At 55.0% G+C, this 22,033-nt stretch carries 17 protein-coding genes and 2 tRNA genes; 5 read left to right on the forward strand and 14 right to left on the reverse strand.

Translation table 11 applies throughout. The features are described 5' to 3' along the window. Positions 1-17: 17 nt before the first annotated feature. The 5 genes from HPY30_03245 (at position 18) to HPY30_03265 (ending at position 8,046) form a co-directional block, all read left to right on the forward strand. Complete coding sequence (locus HPY30_03245; protein QYZ65095.1) at positions 18-2,060, forward strand: radical SAM protein; 2,043 nt, start codon at positions 18-20, stop codon at positions 2,058-2,060. Positions 2,061-2,282: 222 nt separating this feature from the next. Further along, positions 2,283-3,698 (forward strand): protoporphyrinogen oxidase, encoded by a 1,416-nt coding sequence (gene hemG / locus HPY30_03250; GenBank protein QYZ65096.1) that lies wholly within the window; start codon positions 2,283-2,285, stop codon positions 3,696-3,698. Between the two features lie 24 nt (positions 3,699-3,722). Further along, positions 3,723-4,034, forward strand: coding sequence for a hypothetical protein (locus HPY30_03255; protein ID QYZ67884.1), 312 nt, complete (start codon positions 3,723-3,725; stop codon positions 4,032-4,034). Beyond that, entirely contained in the window at positions 4,025-6,640 is a 2,616-nt protein-coding gene (locus tag HPY30_03260) for a PAS domain S-box protein (protein QYZ65097.1), read from the forward strand. Before HPY30_03255 ends, HPY30_03260 begins: the two co-directional genes overlap by 10 nt. Then, a complete protein-coding gene (locus HPY30_03265) occupies positions 6,637-8,046 on the forward strand; it encodes a sigma-54-dependent Fis family transcriptional regulator (GenBank protein QYZ65098.1) in 1,410 nt (469 codons plus the stop codon). Before HPY30_03260 ends, HPY30_03265 begins: the two co-directional genes overlap by 4 nt. Here the strand turns inward: HPY30_03265 and pabB are convergent, their stop codons facing one another. The 14 genes from pabB to lon form a co-directional block, all read right to left on the reverse strand. After that, a complete protein-coding gene (gene pabB / locus HPY30_03270; GenBank protein QYZ65099.1) occupies positions 8,047-9,426 on the reverse strand; it encodes an aminodeoxychorismate synthase component I in 1,380 nt (459 codons plus the stop codon). A gap of 147 nt (positions 9,427-9,573) precedes the next feature. Beyond that, the gene (locus HPY30_03275) at positions 9,574-10,869 is read right to left on the reverse strand and encodes an adenylosuccinate synthase (GenBank protein ID QYZ65100.1); all 1,296 of its coding nucleotides are present in this window, start codon (positions 10,867-10,869) and stop codon (positions 9,574-9,576) included. Positions 10,870-11,205: 336 nt separating this feature from the next. Beyond that, positions 11,206-12,387 (reverse strand): ATP phosphoribosyltransferase regulatory subunit, encoded by a 1,182-nt coding sequence (locus HPY30_03280; protein QYZ65101.1) that lies wholly within the window; start codon positions 12,385-12,387, stop codon positions 11,206-11,208. An 8-nt stretch (positions 12,388-12,395) separates the two neighbouring features. Then, positions 12,396-12,581, reverse strand: coding sequence for a DUF2065 domain-containing protein (locus HPY30_03285; GenBank protein QYZ65102.1), 186 nt, complete (start codon positions 12,579-12,581; stop codon positions 12,396-12,398). Positions 12,582-12,684: 103 nt separating this feature from the next. Next, positions 12,685-13,551 carry a protease modulator HflC gene (gene hflC, locus HPY30_03290; GenBank protein ID QYZ65103.1) on the reverse strand — a complete coding sequence of 289 codons (867 nt, stop codon included), beginning with the start codon at positions 13,549-13,551 and terminating at the stop codon, positions 12,685-12,687. Continuing rightward, complete coding sequence (gene hflK, locus HPY30_03295; protein ID QYZ65104.1) at positions 13,551-14,705, reverse strand: FtsH protease activity modulator HflK; 1,155 nt, start codon at positions 14,703-14,705, stop codon at positions 13,551-13,553. The genes hflC and hflK overlap by 1 nt, the downstream gene beginning before the upstream one ends. Beyond that, complete coding sequence (locus HPY30_03300; protein ID QYZ65105.1) at positions 14,692-14,862, reverse strand: hypothetical protein; 171 nt, start codon at positions 14,860-14,862, stop codon at positions 14,692-14,694. Before HPY30_03300 ends, hflK begins: the two co-directional genes overlap by 14 nt. A 69-nt stretch (positions 14,863-14,931) precedes the next feature. Then, a complete protein-coding gene (gene hflX / locus HPY30_03305) occupies positions 14,932-16,215 on the reverse strand; it encodes a GTPase HflX (GenBank protein ID QYZ65106.1) in 1,284 nt (427 codons plus the stop codon). A 101-nt stretch (positions 16,216-16,316) separates the two neighbouring features. Beyond that, positions 16,317-16,589 carry an RNA chaperone Hfq gene (hfq, locus tag HPY30_03310; GenBank protein QYZ65107.1) on the reverse strand — a complete coding sequence of 91 codons (273 nt, stop codon included), beginning with the start codon at positions 16,587-16,589 and terminating at the stop codon, positions 16,317-16,319. 270 nt (positions 16,590-16,859) lie between these two features. Then, on the reverse strand, positions 16,860-18,767 hold the full coding sequence (locus HPY30_03315; protein ID QYZ65108.1) for a peptidylprolyl isomerase: 1,908 nt from the start codon (positions 18,765-18,767) through the stop codon (positions 16,860-16,862). Positions 18,768-18,841: 74 nt separating this feature from the next. After that, positions 18,842-18,918: transfer RNA gene (locus HPY30_03320), tRNA-Asp, on the reverse strand. 5 nt (positions 18,919-18,923) lie between these two features. Further along, positions 18,924-18,999 (reverse strand) — tRNA-Val (locus HPY30_03325). A gap of 13 nt (positions 19,000-19,012) precedes the next feature. After that, positions 19,013-19,285, reverse strand: a complete 273-nt coding sequence (locus HPY30_03330; GenBank protein ID QYZ65109.1) for an HU family DNA-binding protein — start codon at positions 19,283-19,285, stop codon at positions 19,013-19,015. A 169-nt stretch (positions 19,286-19,454) separates the two neighbouring features. After that, positions 19,455-21,872, reverse strand: a complete 2,418-nt coding sequence (lon, locus tag HPY30_03335; GenBank protein ID QYZ65110.1) for an endopeptidase La — start codon at positions 21,870-21,872, stop codon at positions 19,455-19,457. Positions 21,873-22,033 lie beyond the last annotated feature (161 nt).

Raw genomic sequence — 22,033 nt, forward strand, 5'->3', positions numbered from 1 at the left:
CTACGGGTAATGAGCAGATGAACGACCTCTTCCTTCTCGCAGTCAACCTCACCCGCCGCTGTAATCTGGCCTGCGAGCACTGCTACATGGACGCCGACACCCGGGAGAGCGGCGGTCAAAACGAACTCACCACCCACGAGGTCAAAGGACTGCTGGATGAGATCGCCGGCCGCAGCAACGAGACCATGGTGGTGCTCACCGGGGGCGAACCCCTGCTGCGCCGGGATCTGGAGGAACTGGTAAACCACGGCAGCGCATTGGGACTCTCCATCGTGGTCGGCACCAACGGTGTTTTACTCAATGAAAGCCGGGTGCAGCAGCTGAAGACGGCAGGCGCCATGGGCTTGGGCATCAGTCTCGACTCCCTGGACCCCGCCAAACACGACGGCTTTCGCGGCTGCCCCGGCAGTTGGGAGAAGACCCTCGCAGGCATGGAGGCCTGCCGCAAGTTCGATCTGCCTTTCCAGGTCCACTTCTCGGTCACCGAACAGAATGCCCACGAGGTCCAGGGCATGATCGATTTCAGCCGGGCCGCCGGTGCCCATGTACTGAACATCTTCTTCCTGGTCTGCACCGGCCGTGGCGAGTCGATGAGTGACATCACCCCGCAACGTTACGAGGCCGTGTTGAAACAACTGGTAGAGGCCCAAGCCGCCACCAGTGACCTGATCATCCGCGCACGCTGCGCACCCCACTACAAGCGCATCGCCTACCAGCTCGACCCGGAATCCCCTTTGACCCGCGCTCAGGGATACGAGGGCGGCGGCTGCCTTGCAGGCATTCACTACTGCCGCATCACCCCGGAAGGCAGCGTCACCGCCTGCCCCTACATTCCAGATGAAGAGGGAACTATCCGGGAGACGCCTTTCTGGCAGATCTGGGATAACTCTCCAACCTTTGCCCAGCTTGCCCATCCTAACTTGGGCGGCAAGTGCGGTAAGTGCGAATACCAACAGCTCTGCACCGGCTGTCGCGCCCGGCCCAAGGCCCTCGGCGGCAGTCTGATGGACGCCGACCCCTGGTGCTCCTATCAGCCGGAAGGCAAACCGATCATCCAGCCACTAACCCCCACAGCCACCAATGATGTGGCCTGGTCGCCCGAAGCGGAAAAGCGTCTCTCCCGCGTTCCCGGTTTTCTGCGCAAGATGGTGCGCAAACGCGCTGAAGACCACGTGCGGGAGCTGGGAGAAACTGTGGTCACCCCGGAACATATGGCCACCCTGGCGAAAAACCGCTTCAAAGACGGCATGCCCTCCCGTCCACCAGGCAACGTCAGTTCCATCGCCGAGGCGGGCGCGCAACCCATCAGCGATGCGCCTCCCCTGCCTTGGACGGCTGAGGCGCAAACCCATCTCGACACCATGCCCCCTTTCCTGCAGGAAGGCGTCCGCCAGGTGGCAGAAGACGTCGCGTGCAACGAAGGCCGACTGGAAGTCAACATGAAGCTTCTGCAACGCCTGGAGGATGAAGACGAACCCAGGCGCGCCTTCCCCTGGGAAGAAGAAGCAGAGCACCTGCTGAAAATAGCCCTATCCGACCGCGGACCCCAGGTCAGCCTCTTCGTCCAGCCCTCGATGGAGGCCGCAGTGGAAAGAGAGGTGAAACGCCGCCGTGCACAGCGGGTGGCCGTCGAGGACGTCATCAAGGTACTTGATACCCTGATGGCAGGCGTTGAATGGAATCCTGAAGCGCTTGAACGCGTAAAATCCGCCCCCGAATTCGTCCGTGCCGGCATCAAAAAGGCCGCTGAATTCGCCGCCCGCCGGGAAGGCCTTGAGGAGATTACCAGCGACGATCTGACCCGTTTTCGCAACCGCGCAATGATGCGGGCAGTCAGACGCATGAAAGGGTTCGATATGAAGGCGCTGGACTTCGACGCCTTCAGTATCGCAAAAGAGCACATGCCCCGCCTCAAGGACAACGAACAGGCCGCCAGGCGTTTCGCCGAAATTCGCGACTACGTCGAGAGCCACCAGAACCCGGACGGCAGCGGACTCGGCACGTTGGGGCGGGATCTGATAGAGAAGATGCGACGGGAATTGAAGGAAGGTGACAGGTGACAGGTTTCAGGGAACAAAACCGGCTCTTCGGCTTGGCACATAAGTTTGTAGGCCCGATCAAGCGTAGCGGATCGGGCGCTCAGAGCGTGGCGAAGCTTTCGAGGGTACCGGTTCCGCTGTGCTTGAACCGGCCTACAACTCGTTTCCTGTTATCGGTTCAGAGCAACGGTCAACCTGTCACCCGTCACCTGTTTCCTGTCCCCTGCCACCTGTAACCTGAATATGAGCAACGCGAATATTCTAATCATCGGCGGCGGCATCTCGGGTCTATCCACAGCATGGTGGCTGGCCGAGGGTGGTGCTCGACCCGAGGTCTGGGATGCAGCACCACGCCTGGGCGGCAAGATTCGCAGTCACAGTGAATCCGGTTATCTGACCGAGGATGCCGCTGGTATTCTGATGAACTTTCACCAGGAAGTGGATCAATTGGTTGAGACATCGGGTCTGTCCGACAAGAAGATTTCACGCGGCACTGATATGCGTCGCTATGTGGTACATAAAGGTGAGCTTCGACCGGTCCCCATGAAACTGCCCGCCCTGTTAGCATCACCCATGTGGAGTCTGCGGGGCAAACTGCGTATGGCGACAGAGATGCTGGTGGCAAAAGGGGGGCACGAACGGGAGACCGTAAGTGAGTTCATCAGGCGTCGCTTGGGCAACGAGATTCTGGAAAAGGTGATGGACCCTTTTATCGCCGGCACCCTGGCCTCCGATCCCGATAAAGCGAACGCCTGGGCCGTACTGCCAAGACTGACTGCTCTGGAGCGCCGCTATGGCAGTTTCACCAGCGGAATGTTTATCAACCGGGTACTGCATAAAAAAGGCCGAGCTAACATAGCCGAGGCATTTTCATTCTTTGGCGGTATGGCACAACTGACGGAACAGATGGCGGTACACCCGGCCATCAACACGTGCAATGACTTCAAAGCGGTGGATATTGAACCCGCAGACAAGGACGGCTGGTGCGTTACCGGCGTGAACAGTCAAGGCATCGAGATCACCCGCCGTTTCGAGCAGCTAGTGATAAGCACGCCGGCACCCACTGCCGCGAATCTCCTAAACCCCATTAACGGGGAGCTTGGAAAATTGCTGCAGGGAATCGAGTATGCACCATTGACGGTACTACATCTTGGCATGGCACGAGATAACATCGCACATCCGCTGGATGGAACGGGATTTCTCGCCCCCCGTCAGGAACAGCTCAGTTTCAATGGCAATATATGGATGAGTACACTTTTTCCGGACCGGGCTCCGGAAGGTAAGGTGCTGCTCACCAGTTATATCGGCGGTGCCCGCCACCCCCAACGTTGCAGCTGGGGCGAACAGCAGATGGTCGACAACACCCTGCAGGATCTGCGACAGCTGGTGGGAGTGACCGGTGAACCGGAATATGTCCGCAGGGTGCCGCATGCTCAGGCACTGCCGCTCTATCACGGACGCTACTATGAACGCACCGAATCGATCAGATCACAATTGGGCAAACATCGCGGCCTCCATCTGGCAGCAAACTATCTTGATGGGGTTTCGGCCAGAGACCGCATCATTCAGGGCGCTATTACAGCCCAGCGTATACTCAACAGCAGGCGATCTGCCAGTCGGGAACCCACTACTCACATTAATCCGGCTGTCGCCCACTAAGCAATGAACAACACGTCCTTACCCATGCAGGAGACAAAAAGCGAATTCAGACTCTGGCGGCTGATCGCAGCGGTATTGGTGATCCTACTGGTCATTTCGGCAAGCGCGCAATGGTATGCACGCAACATCACCCTGCCCAGACACTGTGAAAACCCCCAGGAGACCCTGACCCTGGCGCGCCTGGTAATCACAGAACGCACACCCGCCGGCGATGGCTCCCGCACGCCCTATATCAAAGCAGCCCGGCTGACATTTCTGGTACCCAGAGAGAGCGAAGAGCCCATCGACAGTTACATGGAACGGTTGCGTCACTACCTGGACCAACAATGCCGCTAAGCCCCCCACCTTCACCACTCACCCGATTGAGCCTAGTAAAAGGGTTCCTGCAGATTTTTGTGCCGCTGCTGTTGGTATTGGTCGTGGTGGGGTTCATGCACTATTACACGCTATACACTACCGAGCGGGTGAGCCGGGAATCGAGTGAGACACTCAATGTCGGCCTCGCACGCCGCATGATCGCCAGTGATATCAGCGCAGTGGTCAGCGATCTGCTTTTTCTGGTGGAACATATCGAACGGCAAAAGATCTTTCAGATGGATCTTTCAACCATGCGTGAGCAGATCGGCCTGGAGTTCCTGGTCTTTGCGGAGAAAAAACGGCTCTATGACCAGATACGTTTCCTCGACGAGCAGGGCATGGAGGTGGTGCGGATCAATTTCAACGACGGCAATCCTGCTGCCATTCCCATTGCAGAATTGCAGAACAAGGCCACACGTTACTATTTTCAGGAAGCCTCTCAGCTGGCATCGGGCAGCATCTACGTTTCACCACTCGACTTGAATATAGAAGCAGGGAAGATTGAATACCCTTTGAAACCGGTAATGCGATTCGCCGCTCCGGTTTTTGATATCCAAGGCAACAAACGCGGCATCCTCCTGTTGAATTTCCTCGGTGATCGTCTGATCGACAACTTTACCCATGCAGCCGCCAATATTGGCGAACATATTGAACTGGTAAACAACGAAGGATATTGGCTCAGCAGCCCTGTCTCCCAGGATAATTGGGGGTTTATGCTGGGAAATGATGCCACGTTTGGCAAAAGGCACCCCGTTGCCTGGAAACAGATCAGCGCCTTTAACTCAGGCCAGTTCGAGTTGGGGGATGGTCTGTTTACCTTTGCCACGGTGCATCCTAATCAGGCTGCACTGGAGACCTCTGCAACATCAATCGGCTCAGTCAGACAAAGCGAACTCAGGCGGGATAATTATTGGAAAATAATCTCCAGAGTACCGCCCAGCGAAATCTACTCAAGCATGCCGTTGTTTCTGCGCACGCACCTTGCCTTGTATCTCGCCACCTTCATGTTGATTGGGATCGGTTCCGCCTTTCTCGCCTACTCCCACCTCCGCCACCGTCGTGCCGAGGCACAAAGTGAATACGAACAGCGGTTCCGTCACACCCTGGAAAATATTGAGCTGGCCGCGGTGGCACTGGACAGATCAGGCAATATCCGTTTCTGTAACAATCACTTTTTATCCCTGACCGGCTGGCAACGCCATGAGGTGGTTGGTGAAAACTGGGTGGAAAAATTTGCGCCTCAGGAAAACGACCAAAATGTCAGGCAAGTACTGGAGAGAATGGCCAACCCGGAAGACTTCCCTACCCATCTTGAAACCCAGGTAAAAACAAAGTCCGGCAGCCTGCGACTCATTACCTGGAACAACACTCTATCCTACGACGCCGAAGGCGAGGTTATCGGCGTCACCGGCATCGGTGAGGACATCACGGAAAAACGCCATGCAGAGAATGAACTGCGCAAGCTTTTCATGGCCGTTGAGCAGAGTCCCAGTATCGTGCTGATCACTGATCGTCAGGGAAAGATCGAATATGTGAACCCGAAGTTCAGCGAAGTGACCGGCTACCTGCAGGATGAGGTCTTCGGAGAGTACCCAAGCCTGTTGAAATCCGGAGAGACTTCGAACAGTGAATACGAAACATTATGGCAGGCAATCTCACATGGGGGAGAGTGGCGGGGAGAGTTCCACAACCGGCGCAAGAATGGCGAACTCTACTGGGAGACCGCAGTCATCTCTGCCATCCGTGACACGAACGGCGAAATCACCAACTATCTGGCGGTAAAAGAGGATATAACCGAGCGCAAAAGGCTGGAGCAAGAGGTCGAAACCCGCAACAGGGAACTGGCCAGCTCCCAGACCCTGGCAGCGATGGGCCGCATGGCCAGCATGATTGCCCACGATCTGCGCAACCCACTCTCCTCCATAAAAATGACCCTGCAGATCCTGGGAAAACAGCCGGACGTAGCCGACGATAACAAGGTCAACGAACTGCGCCAGATATCACTGAGCCAGGTTCGATATATGGAAGAGATTCTGTCGGACATGCTTACCTACTCCCGTCCTGATGCCATAAACCCTGAATGGATCTCCCTGGAGAAGGTCATAGACACCGCGGTGGGACTCGCTCAGCGCAAAATCGAAGAACATGGTGTAAATCTGCAGACCTTCTATCAACCCGGTCTGCCAACCATATTCGGTGATGCCAATAAACTGCGGCAGGTTTTTTCCAACCTGATCGTTAACGCTGCGCAAGCCACGGATGGTGTCGAGGACCCAAAGACTTCGATTGAGGCAATGGTGGAACTCGGTGCCAAAGGAACGGGCTTACGCATAGAGATATGCGACAACGGCTGCGGTATCGACAGCATTGATCGGACCAAGGTCTTCGAGGCTTTCTACACCACTCGTGCACAAGGAACTGGACTGGGACTGGCCATCGTCAAACGCATCGTCGACCAGCACCACGGAACCATCGAGCTGCATCCCAACGAACCCAATGGCACCTGCCTCTCCATTATCATACCGACAACACCACAATCACCGGAGATGGTCGGCAATCGACCGGTGGAGGTAACAACATCATGAGCAAAATACTCATCGTGGATGACGACGTTGCAAGCTGTCGCACGCTGCAACTGCATCTGCAAACCCAGGGATACGATGTCAAGGTTGCTCACAGCGTGGAGAGTGGGCTGGCGCAGGCTGATGCCGACACGCCGGAACTGGTGATCCTCGACATCCGCATGCCCGGAATCTCAGGCCTCGAAGGCCTGCCTGAGTTCAAAAAGCGTTTCCCAGTGACCCATGTCATCATGATCACCGCTTTCCATGACATGGAGAGTACCATCGAAGCGATGCAGAAGGGTGCGGATGACTATATCCACAAACCCCTCGATATCGACGAGCTGGAAGCGGCCATCGAAAAACTGCTTGCCTTCCGAGACGGCACAGAGGATCTGGTACCAACTGAAGCACCACCAAAAGGCAGTAACCCACTCACTATGGTGGGCAGAAGCCGAGCTATGAAAGAGGTTTTCAAGACCATCGGACTGGTGGCCAAAAGTCCTGCCACGGTATTGATCACTGGTGAATCCGGCACCGGCAAGGAGTTGGTGGCGCGCGCCGTCCACCGTTCCAGCGAAAACCCCGAGGGCCCGTTTGTGGCAATCAACTGTGCCGCACTGGTGGAAACCCTGCTCGAATCCGATATGTTCGGACATGAGAAAGGCGCCTTTACCGGCGCGGTCAATCGCCAGGAGGGTAAGTTTGCCCTGGCCAGGGGAGGTACAATCTTTCTCGATGAGGTAGGTGAACTCTCCCCTTCCATGCAGGCAAAACTGCTTCGAGTGCTGCAATACAAGGAGTTCACCCCGCTCGGCGCCAAGATGCCGCAATCCACCGATGCAAGAGTCATCGCCGCCACCAATCTCGACCTGAGTGAGCAGGTGAAACGGGGGAACTTCAGAGAGGATCTCTACTATCGTCTGCAGGTGGTGAACGTCCATCTGCCGCCGCTGCGTGATCGCAAGGAGGATCTGATGGATCTCATCCAGACACTGCTCGGCCGTATCAACAAGGAGCTGCGCAGAAATGTCACTCACATCTCCAAGGATGTACTCCAATGTCTCGAGTCCTACCAATGGCCGGGCAATGTGCGTGAGTTGGAAAATCTGCTGATGAAGTGCGTCGCCCTATCCCCCGGCGATAACATCACCCGTGATCTACTACCCGACAACATCCGTTGCTGCGGCACGGCAGTAACCGCCCGGGATTCCAAAGAGAAACCGATGGACGAGTGGAGTCTGGAAGAGATGGAGATGGCGCATGTGGCGCGTGTCCTGAACGCCACCCACTGGCACAAGGGCCGGGCCTGTGAAATTTTGGGGGTTTCAAGACCGCGACTGCGGCGCATGATCAATCAGTTCCAACTCGTCTCACCCGCAGGTGAAATCGATGAAGATGAGGAGCCGACAACGATCAGCAATGCCTGATCAAATACCCGACCTCAAAAGATCCTGAAGCAATTCAAACAGCGCTGCCGCCTTGTCATAGGTCTCCTGATATTCCGCTTCAGCGGTGGAATCCGCAACGATACCTCCACCGACGCTGAACTGTAGAGTGTTGCCTCTCTGCAGCAACGTCCTGATTGCGATATTGGTATCCATGTCGCCATTGAAGCCGATATAGCCAATGGCTCCGCAATAGACGCCACGCCGCTGCGGTTCAAGTTCCTCGATGATCTCCATCGCCCGTAATTTGGGGGCACCGGTAATGGAACCACCAGGAAAACAGGCACGCAGCAGTGTGAGTGCATTCTCCCCATCAGCAAGTTCCCCTTCGACCCTACTGACTAAGTGGTGAACCCGGGCAAAGCTCTCGATCTCAAACAGGCGGCTCACCTCGACACTGCCCGTTGCACAGACCTTACCGATATCGTTGCGCAATAGATCAACAATCATCAGGTTTTCGGCCCGATCCTTTTCACTGTTTTTCAGCTTCGCCAGAGATATACCGTCTTCGCCGGGATTTTCATGGCGTGGTGTCGTACCTTTGATGGGGCGAGTCTCCACGTGTCGTCCCATGAGACGCAGAAAACGTTCAGGTGAAGAGCTCAGAATCGTAGCGTAGGGAGATTCCAGGTAGGCACAGAATGGCGCCGGATTGACCTTGCGCATGCGCTTGTAGACATCCCAGGGCTCACCCTGCACCTTCGCATCGAAACGCTGGGCAAAGTTGACCTGATAGCAGTCACCGTCACGGATGTAACGCTGGATGCGCTGAAAAGCGTCATGGTAGGCACTCTCCGTAAGATTTGAACGGATATCCGTCACATGAAAGGGCTCGGATGTGGCGTTTGAGGGTCTGCTCAATTCATCAACCAACCGATCCCAATTCTCTCCGGTTGCCACATCCCTGCACTGCCCGGCTAAGCAGGTACTCTCCTCTTGATGATCGGTGACCAGCGCCCAGTCGTAGATACCGATAACCATCTCCGGCAGGCCATCGGTATCTTCCGCCAATACCGGCAGCTTTTCGAAACGACGCGCCAGATCGTAGGCAAACCAGCCGATGGCACCACCGGTGAAGGGCAGATCAGTGTCGGGGGTTTGTCGTCCGGTCGCAAGATATTGATAGAGCAGTTGCAACGGATCCTGGCTGGAAACCGTGGAATCGTTGCGGGTATGTATCTCTGTTTTCTCCCCACGCGTTACCAGCCTCACAGTGGGATCGGCGGCGAGGATATCGTAACGCCCCTGCGACGTCATTGGATAGGCGCTGTCCAGAAAGACCGGCCAGGGGAGATTGCGGATCGATTCGAATAGCAACGCACTGTCCTTGCAATATGGCAGACGTTGATTTCGAGGCGTCATGGGGGAGTGAACCGTATGCAACCGTAGGCCGGTTCAAGCTTGCGGAACCGGCAAACACGGTCTGTGTTACCAATTTGTCTGCCTGATCCACTATGCTTGGTTAGGCCTACGTCCCCCTCCCGGCAAGGAAGGGGGGATTTAGCTCGATCAAACCTCGAAGGGGTGACGACGAATGATCGTCTCTTTGCGGTCGGGTCCGGTAGAGATGATATCGATCGGGGTATCACACAACGCCTCAACCTTTGCCAGGTAGTTGCGCGCCGCCACGGGCAGCGCCTCAAAATCTGTAACACCGACCGTCGACTTCGTCCATCCCGGCATTTCGATATAGACCGGTTCGCACTCTTCAAAACGATCCGCGCCCACCGGTGGCGTCGTTACCTCTTTGCCATCCAGTTTGTAGGCAACGCAGATCTTGATCGTCTCCATGCCGTCCAGCACATCGAGTTTGGTGATGCAGATGCCGGTGACACTGTTGATATCGAGAGAGCGCTTCAGGGCGACCACATCGAGCCAGCCGCAACGGCGTTTACGTCCGGTAGTGGCGCCGAATTCGTGGCCTTTGACACCGAGATGCTCACCATCGTCGTCAAACAGCTCCGTCGGAAAGGGACCTGCACCAACACGGGTGGTATAAGCCTTGACGATGCCCAACACATAATCGATGTAACGCGGACCAACACCGGTACCGGAAGCGGCACCACCGGCAGTGGTATTCGATGAAGTTACATAGGGATAGGTGCCGTGATCGATATCCAGCAGTGCACCCTGGGCACCTTCGAACATTACGCTCTTACCTTCACGACGCAACTGATGCAGGGTGCCGGTGACATCCTCCACCATCGGCTTGAGTCTCTCCGCCTGAGAGAGCAGGGTATCAAGAACCTGCTGATGGTCGACCGTCTCGTACTCAAAAAGATTCTTCAGCGCAAAGTTATGGTAGTCCATCACTTCACGCAGACGGTTGGCGATATGGTCGGCATCGAAGATCTCGCCCAGACGTATGCCACGGCGAGAGACCTTGTCCTCGTAGGCGGGGCCGATACCGCGACCAGTGGTGCCGATCGCCTTCTTGCCACGCGCCTTTTCCCGGGCAGCATCGAGAGAGACGTGGTAGGGCAGAATCAGCGGGCAGGATTCAGAGATGCCCATGCGGGAGGCCGCCGGAATACCGCCTTCTTCCAGCATATCGATCTCATTCAGAAACGCATCGGGGGAGAGCACCACACCATTGCCCACCAGGCAGCGGACTTCATCACGCAGAATACCGGAGGGAATCAGATGAAGCACTGTCTGTTTACCATCGATTACCAGTGTATGACCCGCATTATGGCCACCCTGAAATCGTACGACGGCAGACGCCTTGTCGGTGAGCAGATCGACGACTTTGCCCTTGCCTTCATCACCCCATTGGGTACCGATAATTACGACATTTTTGCCCATGACTGTTCTCAATCAAACCTAGTAGTCGGGTTTTATACCCGCAAATCACCCACCGGAAAAACCACTTCTGTTATTCCGGCCACACGAACTCCCGATCTCGCAAGACCAAAAGTAATTCTCTGGTTGGTTACCGTCTGGAAACTAGCCGTTGAAACGCAAAGTTTAAAGAGCCTCGGATTAATTGTTATTTCGAGCGTAGCGAGAAATCTCATACTGCGAAACCCAAAAATCACCCTGTAGCTAAAGATCTCTCCCTGCGGTCGAGATGACAATGACCTGTGTAAAGAGAGATTCTTTGCAATACCCGCGTTTCTTTCTTTTTCCAACCTCTACCGGCTAAACCGGGACCAGTTCCCAGCTATCCCCATCCAAACGCAGCACTTCGCTGCAGCCCATCTCCCTGGCTCCGCCTTGCTGTCCGGGCAGGGCACAGATAACGCGTCGCCCCGCCGCCCGCAGAAAGGTAATCTTCTCTTGCAGCATCAGGTCACCGGACCAGGGCGCAAAGATAACAGGCTCATCCAGAATGTCCCTCTCCTGACCCGCCATCAGCATCAATGTCTTGAGATCGGTGCTGAATCCTGTCGCAGGTCGCGCCCTGCCGAAAACCTTGCCGATATGGTCGTAACGACCGCCTCGGGCAATCTCTTTGCCGCGCTCAGGCGCAAAGGCGGCAAACACCACCCCTGTATGAAAATGGTAACCACGAAGCTCAGCCAGATCGAAATGCACCGGGACATTGGGCAGCCAAACCGCAATCTGTTCCGCCATTTTGGTAAGATAAGCCAAGGCTTCGCGAACCGGCTCATCTGCCGCCTGCAAGACTTCAGCTGCCTCGGCAAGTGCACCGTCACCATTGAGCTCGGACAGCTTGGAGAGCATGGCGGCGTGGCTTTCGTCCAGCTCGAAGGTGTGCAGCAACTCATTGATTTCAGGCAACGCCTTGCGCTGCAAGACATCAAATAGCGCGGCTTCCTGATGTTTGTTCAATCCCGCTTGCCTGGCCAGACCTTTGAAGATGCCGACGTGGCCAAGATCGAGATAGACGTTCTGTACCCCGGTCATTTCCAGGGTCTTCATCATCAGACGCAGGATTTCGATATCGCTCTCGACACCGGCATGGCCGTAAAGCTCGGCACCAATCTGCAACGGGCTGCGGGTACCGGCAAAGCCATCACTGCGGGTGTGCAGAACGGTACCCAGATAGCAGAGCCTGTTAGGTTCTTCACTGTTGAAATGATGGGCATCCATGCGCGCCGCCTGAGGCGTGATATCGGCGCGCACCCCCATCATGCGACCACTCAACTGGTCGGTGAGCTTGAAAGTCTGCAGATCGAGATCGCTGCCGGTACCGGTCAGCAGGGAGTCGAGAAAATCGACAAACGGCGGGATAACGAACTCATAACCCCAGCTATGGTACAGATCCAGCAGTTCCCGGCGTTTGCGTTCGATAACGCCCGCCTCCGGGGGGAGTACCTCTTCAATGCCGTCAGGCAGTATCCAGCGCTCGTTTTCCATCGGTTTCGTCAATTTACCAGATAGAGCAGGGCTACACCGCAGAGCATGCTGATAAAGCCGCTGATCCGCAGGGAACGGCTCTCCTGCTGTGCAATAGCCGCCATCATTCTACGCATGCCGTCCGGATTGATAAAAGGCCAAATACCTTCAATGACCAGCAGCAAGGCCAGCGCAACCCACAAATCGTGCCACATCTGTTTTCCATAAAAAAACCGGGATCATCCCGGTCCTGTCTGGCGATCCACTGCATCTTCCCAGTGGATCGCCGCTCATTGTCCCAAAGCCAGAGAGTCTTGTCTATTCCCCTTGGCGATTCTTAAGGTAACGGAAAAAATCAGAGTCCGGCTGCAACACCATCACATCGGATCGGTTATTGAAACTGTTCTTATAAGCATTCAGGCTGCGATAGAAGGCGTAGAACTCGGAATCCTGCTCATAGGCCTTGGCATAGATCTCTGCCGACTTACCATCACCCTCGCCTCGCATCTGCTCTGCTTCACGATAGGCATCGGCAACTATGACCACCCGCTCCCGATCCGCTTCGGCACGGATTCTCTCCGATGCCTCGCCACCCTTTGCCCGCAGATCCCTGGCCACCCGCTCTCGTTCGGCACGCATACGCTCATAGACGGATTCACTCACTTCCGGTGGCAAGTCGATCTGCTTGACGCGCACATCGAGGATCTCGACACCCAACTCTGCCGCCTTGGCATCTGAGTCCTTGGTCAGAAGTGCCATGATCTCCGTACGATCACCGGAGATAACCTCCTGAATGGTCCGTTTACCAAACTCGTTGCGCAAACTGGTATTGATACGCTCCGCCAGCAGACGAGAGGTCTTGGCATCGCTGCCACCGGTTGAGCGGAAGAACTGCGCAACATTGGAGATACGCCACTTGGCGAAGGAGTCTACTATAACGTCTTTCTTCTCGATGGTCAGAAAACGTTCGGGTCGAGCATCCAGGGTCTGGATACGGCCGTCGAACTTCTTCACATTGTTCAACACCGGCACCATCCAGTGCAGACCCGGCTCATAATCGCTGTCGACGATCTGACCCAAGCGCAATTTGAGCGCCATTTCCCACTGGTTGATGACGAATGCCGAAGCGTAGACAGCGACGGCAACCACGGCAATCAGCGGAACCAACAATTTAATGTTCTTCATTAACGCACCCTCCTGCCACGGCTCTGGTCACGGTTTTCTGTTGTCGGCGCCTGCTTTCTGGCCCCCTCAGGCGTGTAACCGCCACGACCGCCGGATTGATAGCCAGTGTCGGTCCCACCCATCATCTTGTCCAACGGCAGATACATCAGACTGTTGCCCTCTTTGGTATCCAGCATAACCTTGCTGCTTTGGCCGAGTACGGTTTCAACTGCGTCGATGTAGAGACGCTCCCGGGTAACCCTGGGTGCCTTTTCGTACTCTTTCAGTACCGCCAGGAAGCGGCTAACCTCACCTTCCGCCTCGGCGATGACCCGATCCCGGTAGGCTTTGCCGTCCGCTATTTTGCGCGCCGCTTCACCACGTGCCTGTGGCACGATCTCGTTGGCGTAGGCCTCCGCCTTGTTTTCCAGTCGCTCCTTGTCCTCGCGAGCCTTGATGGCATCATCAAAGGCGCTCTTCACCTGCTCCGGCGGCTTGGCCGGTTGGGTATTCACACTGGTAATCTCAAGACCGGTCTTATAGAAGTTGAGCATCTCCTGCGCATTGCTTTTGATGTTTTCCGCAACCGCGCTACGTCCTTCGGTCATGATATAATCGAGATCACTTTTACCGATGACTTCGCGCACCGATGTCTCGATGGCGTCACGAATAGTCTTCTCCGGATTCTGATCCTGGAACAGATAGTCCCCTGCGTCCTGGATACGGGACTGCACCGTCAGCTCGATATCCACGATATTCTCATCACGCGTCAGCATCGTCGCCTTATGCCGGAATGAGGTAATCTGGTCGACGTTGACCTTGTAGACCTCTTCAATCGGATAGGGAAGATGCCAGTGAGGGCCTGGCTGAGTCGTCTCGGAGTAAGCGCCAAAACGCAAGATCACGCCACGCTCCGCCGGTTCGATGATGTAGATACCGGTGGCCATCCATATCAACAGCAAGACCAGAGCAATCGCCCCGATACCCACACCGCCGGGACCACTGATCCCACCGCCGGAATCCGAGCCGTTGGACTTGCCGCCCCCGCCGCCAAACATACCACCGAACTTGTCCTGAAGTTTCTTTACCACTTCATCCAGATCCGGTGGACCCTGGTCGCCACCTTTACCACTCCAGGGATCTTTTTTACCACCACCCGGTTCATTCCAGGCCATCGGCCACTCCAAATATATCAGCAGAAAAACGTTCGCCACACTCTGTTCCAGACAGAGTGTCTGAAACCCTTACATCGGGGCGAAATAAAATAAATTCAAGACGATAGCTTATGAAATCAGGAAAAAAGCAGCACAGGCCACTTACATCGATACTCATACCTACCACACACTTCAATAGTCTGGCTGGCATTCTACCAGCCTGCCGGACCCATGGGAACGAAGACAACTATGTTTGAATCCGCAATTCAAACATAGGTTCTTCTTTCAAAAGACGTGCAAACTCCCGCTTTGCAATAGAGAATTCCATCTCCCAACCACCAGCATCGGTGCCGGTTTCCAACAGAACCTCGGCACGTTGGTGGAGCATGGCATGCAGACGCCCATCCCCCGCGTCGAGTACCACCCGTTGCTGTACATGCGCTTGTCTGAAAGATTCAGCCAGTGCCTGTAACAGCAGATCAAGCCCAGCGCCGGTCTTGGCAGAGAGCCAAACCCGCAGCACATTGCCTTCGTTATCGCGATCGATGCGAGGCGTTACACTCTCCAACAGATCGATTTTGTTGTATATTTCGATCTGTCGGATCTCATCGGCGCCAATCTGCAGCAATACATCATTCACTTCGGCCAGACACATATCCCGTTGATGGCTGGCAGCATCCACTACATGGAGCAGCAGTGAAGCCTCCGTCGTCTCCTGCAAAGTGGATTTGAAGGCCGCGACCAGATCGTGGGGCAGGTTACTGATAAACCCCACGGTATCCGCCAGCACAATGGAACCTTCCCCCTTCAGATCCAGTCGCCGCAGCGTCGGGTCGAGGGTGGCGAATAGCTGGTCCGCTGCATAGACACCCGACCCAACCAGGGTGTTGAAGAGGGTGGACTTTCCCGCATTGGTATAACCTACCAGCGAAACCGTGGGAATGTCGGCCCGCGCCCGCCCACGCCTCCCCTGAGCCCGCTGGGATTCCACCCGGGCCAACCGCCGGTTGATCTGGTCGATGCGCTGATTGAGCAATCGCCGATCTGTCTCAAGTTGCGTTTCACCCGGCCCGCGCAGACCGATACCGCCCTTCTGCCGTTCCAGGTGGGTCCAGCCCCGAACCAGTCGTGTTGTGAGATGCCGTAGCTGGGCCAGCTCGACCTGCAGCTTGCCTTCGAACGAACGGGCGCGTTGGGCAAAGATATCAAGAATCAGACCCGTCCGGTCCACCACACGGCAACCGAACTCCCGCTCAAGATTTCTTTCCTGACTGGGAGAGAGCGTGTGATTGAAGATAACCAACTCTGCGTTGGTCCCCGACACAACATCTTTGATCTCATCCCCTTTGCCGCGGCCGACAAACAGACGGGGATCCGGGCTGCGCCGACTGCCGGTGATAAATTCCACCGGATCAGCGCCAGCGGAAACGGCCAGTTCAGTGAACTCGTCAATTTCATCGGGGTCACTTACGCCACCCAGATCGATGTGCACCAGAACGGCACGTTCTCCGGACTTGGGACGTTCAAACATAAACGGCGGATACAGGCCTTACGGTGTGATAAAAGGTCTGAAGGAAGAACCGGGCAATCACCTCAAAACAGCCTGCCCGGCCTTTTTTTGTGTGGAAAAAATCAAAAATTACCCGCAGACGACGCCGGCTGATCTACAGGCGTTGTACCGTTCTCGTTGTGCTGGATACGGACGTTCCTCGCAGGAACCACCGTCGAAATGGCATGTTTGTAGACCATCTGGCTCACACTATTTTTCAGTAGCACGACAAACTGGTCAAACGATTCGATCTGTCCCTGGAGCTTGATGCCATTCACCAGAAAAATGGAGACCGGTACTCGTTCTTTCCGCAGCGCGTTCAAAAAAGGGTCTTGTAAACTTTGCCCTTTGGACATCACAGTTCTCCTTGTTATCTTTTAATAGTCTTTGAATAGCCGAAGAGATCAACAATCACCACGGATCATCCCGCTGGTAAAAATAAACACACAAACAGAAACAACCGCTATCCGGACGATACTGTTGTGTGTCCTCCCGTACAGCGGAATTGTAGCACATTGGGAAACAAGCAAATTCGCCACCGCTGTTTCAGTCCGGATTGTTTCTGTAACGGCTAATCAACCGAAGAATCAGAACCTCCCCCGATCCGATCCTTTGGGTGGAAAAGCCTATTCGCTCTCAGATTGAGTCAAAGTGATTTCCGCCCGTTCTCGCAGATCCTTTACAAGATCCTCAAAGGACTGTCTTCCGTAAAAATTGCTCAACGTGCGTTTTTCCTGAACGATTCGCTCCTCGTCAAGCGAATCCACTGAACCTTCCACGACTGCAGACAGGCTAAAGACAGCGAAATCGCCATCACCCAGCCGGGTTACACCCGACACAACCTCCCCCAGTGCAGGTTTAGGCGCACGAAACACCTGAGCCAGCAATTTCAACGGAACCTCAGTACCACGTCTTTTCACAGCACCGGGTTTCTTAAGCTCAAATTCACCCGCCACGATGTCGATCGTCTCTCCAGCCTTCAATCGTCCGACCAGTTTCTCCGCCTCTGCTTTCGCCAGCGCCTCGGCTTGCTCATTGCGGATTGCAGCAATAATCGTTGCCTTAACTTCATCAATCGCCCGATAAGAGGCCTCTTTGTGATCAAGAACGCGCAGCACCACCGACTGATTCTGATCCAGCTCGATCAGCTCACTATTGTTGTGTTCGTTCAGAACATCCTCGCTGAATGCAGCACCGAGCAATTTGGGAAAAGCGAATATGCCCGCCCCACCCTCACGACCGATCCAATCACTCTTCTTGATGTCCAGCCCAAGCGTGGTTGACACGGGTTGCAGACTGCTGGGATCTTCGTAGCTGAGGTCTGCAAGCCGCTCTGCATACTCATAATAGATACGCTCAGCTTCACCCCGTTTATAGGCCTTGGTAACCTCACCCCTGACTTCTTCAAAAGATTTAACATCACCCGCCTTGATACCGGTGAGTTTAATAAGATGAAAACCGAAGGCACTGCGCACAGGCGCGCTTAACTCTCCATCCTGCAATGCATAGGTGGCCGCTTCAAAAGCGGGATCCATGATCCCTTTGCCGAAAAAGCCGAGATCGCCGCCATTGGTCGCAGAGCCGGGATCCTGTGATGCACTCTTCGCCAATTCAGCAAAGTCCTCGCCCTGCTCAGCACGCGCTTTCAACGCTTCGATTTTCTTGCGAGCTGCATCGACTTCGCTCTCATCACCAGACGCCCCAACCAAAACCAGGATATGGCTGGCGCGACGCTGTTCTGGACGGCCGTAATTGTCCAGATGATCATCGTAGTAGCCGTGCAAGACTTCTTCGTCCGCCTCAATCGTCGCACTGAGGGAGTCTGCGTCGAGCAATATATATTCGAGCTTTACCTGCTCAGGGACGCGATAGCTCTCCTGATGATTTTTGTAGTAAGCCTGAACAGATTCATCGGAGATAGTTTCATCCGAGGCAAATTTCGTCCTGGGCACCGCAAAAAAGGCAAATTCGCGCGCCTGATCCTGCAAACGAATCTTCTCTTTAAGTTCGAAGTCAGTAACAAATGCGGTGCCGTTGACCGCTTGTGATAACTGCTCCGAAAGCAGAATGCGACGGATTCGCTCTTCAAATCCCGCTGCGCTGGTACCCTGCAGTCTCACAGACCGCTCGAAGGTCTCCTGGTCAAAACGGCCGTTCTTCTGGAACGTGGGTATGCCGAGAATCGCCGAACTTACCAGCTGATCACCCGCACGAAGCCCCATATCGTAGGATGCCTGCAGGATGACCTCGCTACGGATCATGTCCTGCAGTACTTCCTTGCGCATACGTTCGTCATCGAACAGTTCCGGGCGGTAGGAGGCGCCAAGGCGTTTGCGTAAATCCTGGCGGAAATTTTCGTAACGGCTATTGAGTTCACGCTCGGTGATCTCCGCTCCGTTGACGCTTGCCACTACCGGCTCGGCGCCGACACCCAGATACTCCTGGATACCCCAAAGAGCGAAAGGAATACTAATAAGAATGACTATGCCCCAGGCAAACCAGCCCTGAGCCTTATCCCTAATTGCCTGTAACATATCGGCTTATCGTTGAATGCTAAAGTGGATACAAAAACGGGGTATCAGATGATACCCCGCGTTTGCTTCGATATTGGCGGAGCGGACGGGACTCGAACCCGCGACCCCCGGCGTGACAGGCCGGTATTCTAACCAACTGAACTACCGCTCCAGATATGGTGGGTGCTGAGGGGATCGAACCCCCGACCCTCGCCTTGTAAGGGCGATGCTCTCCCAGCTGAGCTAAGCACCCCAATGAAGGCGCGCTAGTTTACGGCATCCTTCAACGCTTTACCAGCCTTGAACGAAGGAATGTTGGATGCCTTGATTTGAATGGTCTCACCGGTCTGTGGGTTACGGCCCTGACGAGCAGCGCGTGCCTTAACAGAGAAGGTACCAAACCCAATCAGAGAGACCTGATCACCACTTTTCATTGCTCCGGCAATGGCATCAACCATGCCATCCAACGCACGACCTGCCGCTGCTTTGGAAATGTCAGCGGCATCCGCCATGGCGTCTATCAATTCGGCCTTGTTCATAAATCGTTTCCCCTTTGGCTGACTCCGGATTACACCGTCGTCGAAAAATATCTGTTATGACTCCTTACCTGGAGCATGCAATCGCCGGGATTTTATACCGGCTGCCCATTGGCCTGTCAAGCAACAGGAACCGCTTTGTAACCACGGTTCCCGCTTAATTTGACCAAGTTTAGTGTTTTGTCAGGTCGGCGCCCTTTTTTTGCACATTTTCATCGTTGACCGCACCCTTCCCGGCCACGGGCGCCTCCTCTCGATTCAGAGGCTTGGGCATCTCTGTCAACGCTATCTGCAGCACCTCATCGATCCAGCGAACCGGCTTGATCTCAAGATTCTGTTTAATATTTTTTGGCATCTCCACCAGATCCCGCTCATTCTCTTCCGGAATAATCACAGTGGTGATACCGCCACGAAGCGCAGCCAGCAGCTTTTCCTTCAAACCGCCGATGGGTAGCACTTCCCCCCGCAGAGTGATCTCGCCGGTCATCGCCACATCGGCTCGCACCGGAATCCGGGTCAATGCGGACACCAGCGAGGTGCACATCCCAACACCCGCACTGGGGCCATCCTTTGGCGTCGCCCCTTCCGGAACGTGGATATGCACGTCATACTTCTGGTGAAACTCAGGCTCAAGTCCCAGGCCATCTGCCCGGCTGCGAACAACCGTCATAGCCGCCTGTATCGACTCCTGCATCACATCGCCCAGCTGTCCGGTGTGGCTGAGCCGTCCCTTGCCGGGCATCAGCGCAGCCTCAAGTTGCAGTAGCTCACCGCCCACTTCCGTCCAGGCAAGCCCTGTAACCTGACCAATTTCATCGTGTTCATCCTTGCGTCCATAGCGAAAACGCTGGACACCGAGATACTGCTCCAACCGTTTAGGTGTGACTGTGATCTTGCCTTTAGGCTTCTTCAGGAGAATCTCCTTCACCACCTTGCGGCAGATCTTGGCAATCTCGCGCTCCAGGTTACGTACGCCTGCCTCACGGGTGTAGTAACGCACGATGTCGCGAATGGCGCTCTCCCGAATCACAACCTCATCAGGTTTGAGGCCATTGTTCTCCATCTGTTTACCGACCAGATATCGTTCGGCGATATTGACTTTCTCATCTTCGGTATAACCAGAGAGACGAATCACTTCCATTCTGTCCAACAGCGCCGCCGGGATGTTCAGGGTATTGGCTGTTGCCACGAACATCACTTCGGAGAGATCGAAATCGACTTCGAGATAGTGGTCATTGAAGGTATGATTCTGCTCAGGGTCCAGCACCTCAAGCAACGCAGATGCAGGATCACCACGAAAATCCTGCGCCATCTTGTCGATCTCATCGAGCAGAAAGAGAGGGTTTCTGGCTTTCACTTTGCTCAGATTGTTGATGATCTTGCCCGGCAAGGCACCGATATAGGTGCGGCGATGGCCACGAATTTCTGCTTCATCCCGCACACCACCCAAGGCCATACGGGTAAACTTTCGATTGGTGGCGCGGGCGATGGACTGTCCCAGCGACGTCTTGCCTACACCGGGAGGGCCAACCAGGCACAAGATCGGCCCTTTCAATTTGCGTACACGCTGCTGTACCGCCAGGTACTCCAGGATGCGCTCCTTGACCTTTTCCAATCCGTAGTGATCCTCATCCAATACACTCTCGGCTGAGTCGATATCGTTACGAATCTTGGAACGTTTTTTCCAGGGCAGCCCCACCAGGGTATCGATGTAGTTGCGAACCACGGTGGCTTCCGCCGACATGGGTGACATCAGCTTGAGTTTGTTCAATTCGGCCTGGGCCTTAGCCTTAGCCTCTTTGGTCATACCTACCGATTCGATCTTTTTGGCGAGATCCTCGATCTCGTTAGGCGCCTCGTCCAGATCCCCCAACTCTTTCTGGATTGCCTTCATCTGTTCATTCAGATAGTACTCGCGCTGGTTCTTCTCCATCTGGCGCTTGACGCGGCCACGGATACGCTTTTCCATCTGCAGGATATCGTTCTCACCCTCCATCAGGCCCATCAGATGTTCCAGGCGCACACGCACGTCCGCCATCTCCAGGACCTGCTGCTTCTCTTCCAGCTTCAATGACATATGGGCCGCAATCGTATCCGCCAGGCGACTGGGGTCATCGATGCTGGTCAGGGAGGTCAACACCTCCGGCGGCACCTTTTTATTGAGCTTCACATATTGATCGAAAAGACTGGTGGCCGATCGCATCAGCACCTCGGTCTCCCGAACATCCAGTTCCAGTGCGTCTCCAAGGGTCTCAAGTTCGGCGGTGAAATACGCTTCGGTATCGACAAACCGGGTGATCCCTGCTCGCTCTCCCCCTTCGACCAGAACCTTAACCGTACCGTCGGGAAGTTTAAGCAGTTGCAGGATATTCGCCAGGGTTCCAATACCGTACATGTCGTCGATACCGGGATCGTCCACATCGGCGCTCTTCTGGGCAGCCAGCAAAATCTGCTTGTTACTGGCCATGGCGGCATCCAGCGCCTGGATCGATTTATCACGCCCCACAAAGAGCGGGATCACCATGTGAGGGTAAACAACCACATCCCGCAGCGGCAGGACGGGGACACTATTCATAGGATCTTCGATCATTGCTGAACTCTTCTGTTCTTGACCCATAACGGCTCTAATCCTCTACGACCAATGAAAAACAAAGGGCCGTTTGGTTAAGTATTGGTATAAATCTGGAGTGAAGCAACAACGGCTCACCCTTAATATAAATAGGCACTCCCGCCTTGATTTTTATATTCCTG

This window comes from Gammaproteobacteria bacterium (ex Lamellibrachia satsuma), from assembly GCA_019623805.1.
Taxonomy (GTDB): domain Bacteria; phylum Pseudomonadota; class Gammaproteobacteria; order Chromatiales; family Chromatiaceae; genus QGON01.

What these genes read in the sequence shown, in the direction of transcription:
- HPY30_03245 (QYZ65095.1), top strand. Translation starts at nt 18, where the DNA reads ATGAACGACCTCTTCCTTCTCGCAGTCAACCTCACCCGCCGCTGTAAT.
- hemG (QYZ65096.1), top strand. Translation starts at nt 2,283, where the DNA reads ATGAGCAACGCGAATATTCTAATCATCGGCGGCGGCATCTCGGGTCTA.
- HPY30_03255 (QYZ67884.1), top strand. Translation starts at nt 3,723, where the DNA reads ATGCAGGAGACAAAAAGCGAATTCAGACTCTGGCGGCTGATCGCAGCG.
- HPY30_03260 (QYZ65097.1), top strand. Translation starts at nt 4,025, where the DNA reads ATGCCGCTAAGCCCCCCACCTTCACCACTCACCCGATTGAGCCTAGTA.
- HPY30_03265 (QYZ65098.1), top strand. Translation starts at nt 6,637, where the DNA reads ATGAGCAAAATACTCATCGTGGATGACGACGTTGCAAGCTGTCGCACG.
- pabB (QYZ65099.1), bottom strand. Translation starts at nt 9,426, where the DNA reads ATGACGCCTCGAAATCAACGTCTGCCATATTGCAAGGACAGTGCGTTG.
- HPY30_03275 (QYZ65100.1), bottom strand. Translation starts at nt 10,869, where the DNA reads ATGGGCAAAAATGTCGTAATTATCGGTACCCAATGGGGTGATGAAGGC.
- HPY30_03280 (QYZ65101.1), bottom strand. Translation starts at nt 12,387, where the DNA reads ATGGAAAACGAGCGCTGGATACTGCCTGACGGCATTGAAGAGGTACTC.
- HPY30_03285 (QYZ65102.1), bottom strand. Translation starts at nt 12,581, where the DNA reads ATGTGGCACGATTTGTGGGTTGCGCTGGCCTTGCTGCTGGTCATTGAA.
- hflC (QYZ65103.1), bottom strand. Translation starts at nt 13,551, where the DNA reads ATGAAGAACATTAAATTGTTGGTTCCGCTGATTGCCGTGGTTGCCGTC.
- hflK (QYZ65104.1), bottom strand. Translation starts at nt 14,705, where the DNA reads ATGGCCTGGAATGAACCGGGTGGTGGTAAAAAAGATCCCTGGAGTGGT.
- HPY30_03300 (QYZ65105.1), bottom strand. Translation starts at nt 14,862, where the DNA reads ATGAGTATCGATGTAAGTGGCCTGTGCTGCTTTTTTCCTGATTTCATA.
- hflX (QYZ65106.1), bottom strand. Translation starts at nt 16,215, where the DNA reads ATGTTTGAACGTCCCAAGTCCGGAGAACGTGCCGTTCTGGTGCACATC.
- hfq (QYZ65107.1), bottom strand. Translation starts at nt 16,589, where the DNA reads ATGTCCAAAGGGCAAAGTTTACAAGACCCTTTTTTGAACGCGCTGCGG.
- HPY30_03315 (QYZ65108.1), bottom strand. Translation starts at nt 18,767, where the DNA reads ATGTTACAGGCAATTAGGGATAAGGCTCAGGGCTGGTTTGCCTGGGGC.
- HPY30_03330 (QYZ65109.1), bottom strand. Translation starts at nt 19,285, where the DNA reads ATGAACAAGGCCGAATTGATAGACGCCATGGCGGATGCCGCTGACATT.
- lon (QYZ65110.1), bottom strand. Translation starts at nt 21,872, where the DNA reads ATGATCGAAGATCCTATGAATAGTGTCCCCGTCCTGCCGCTGCGGGAT.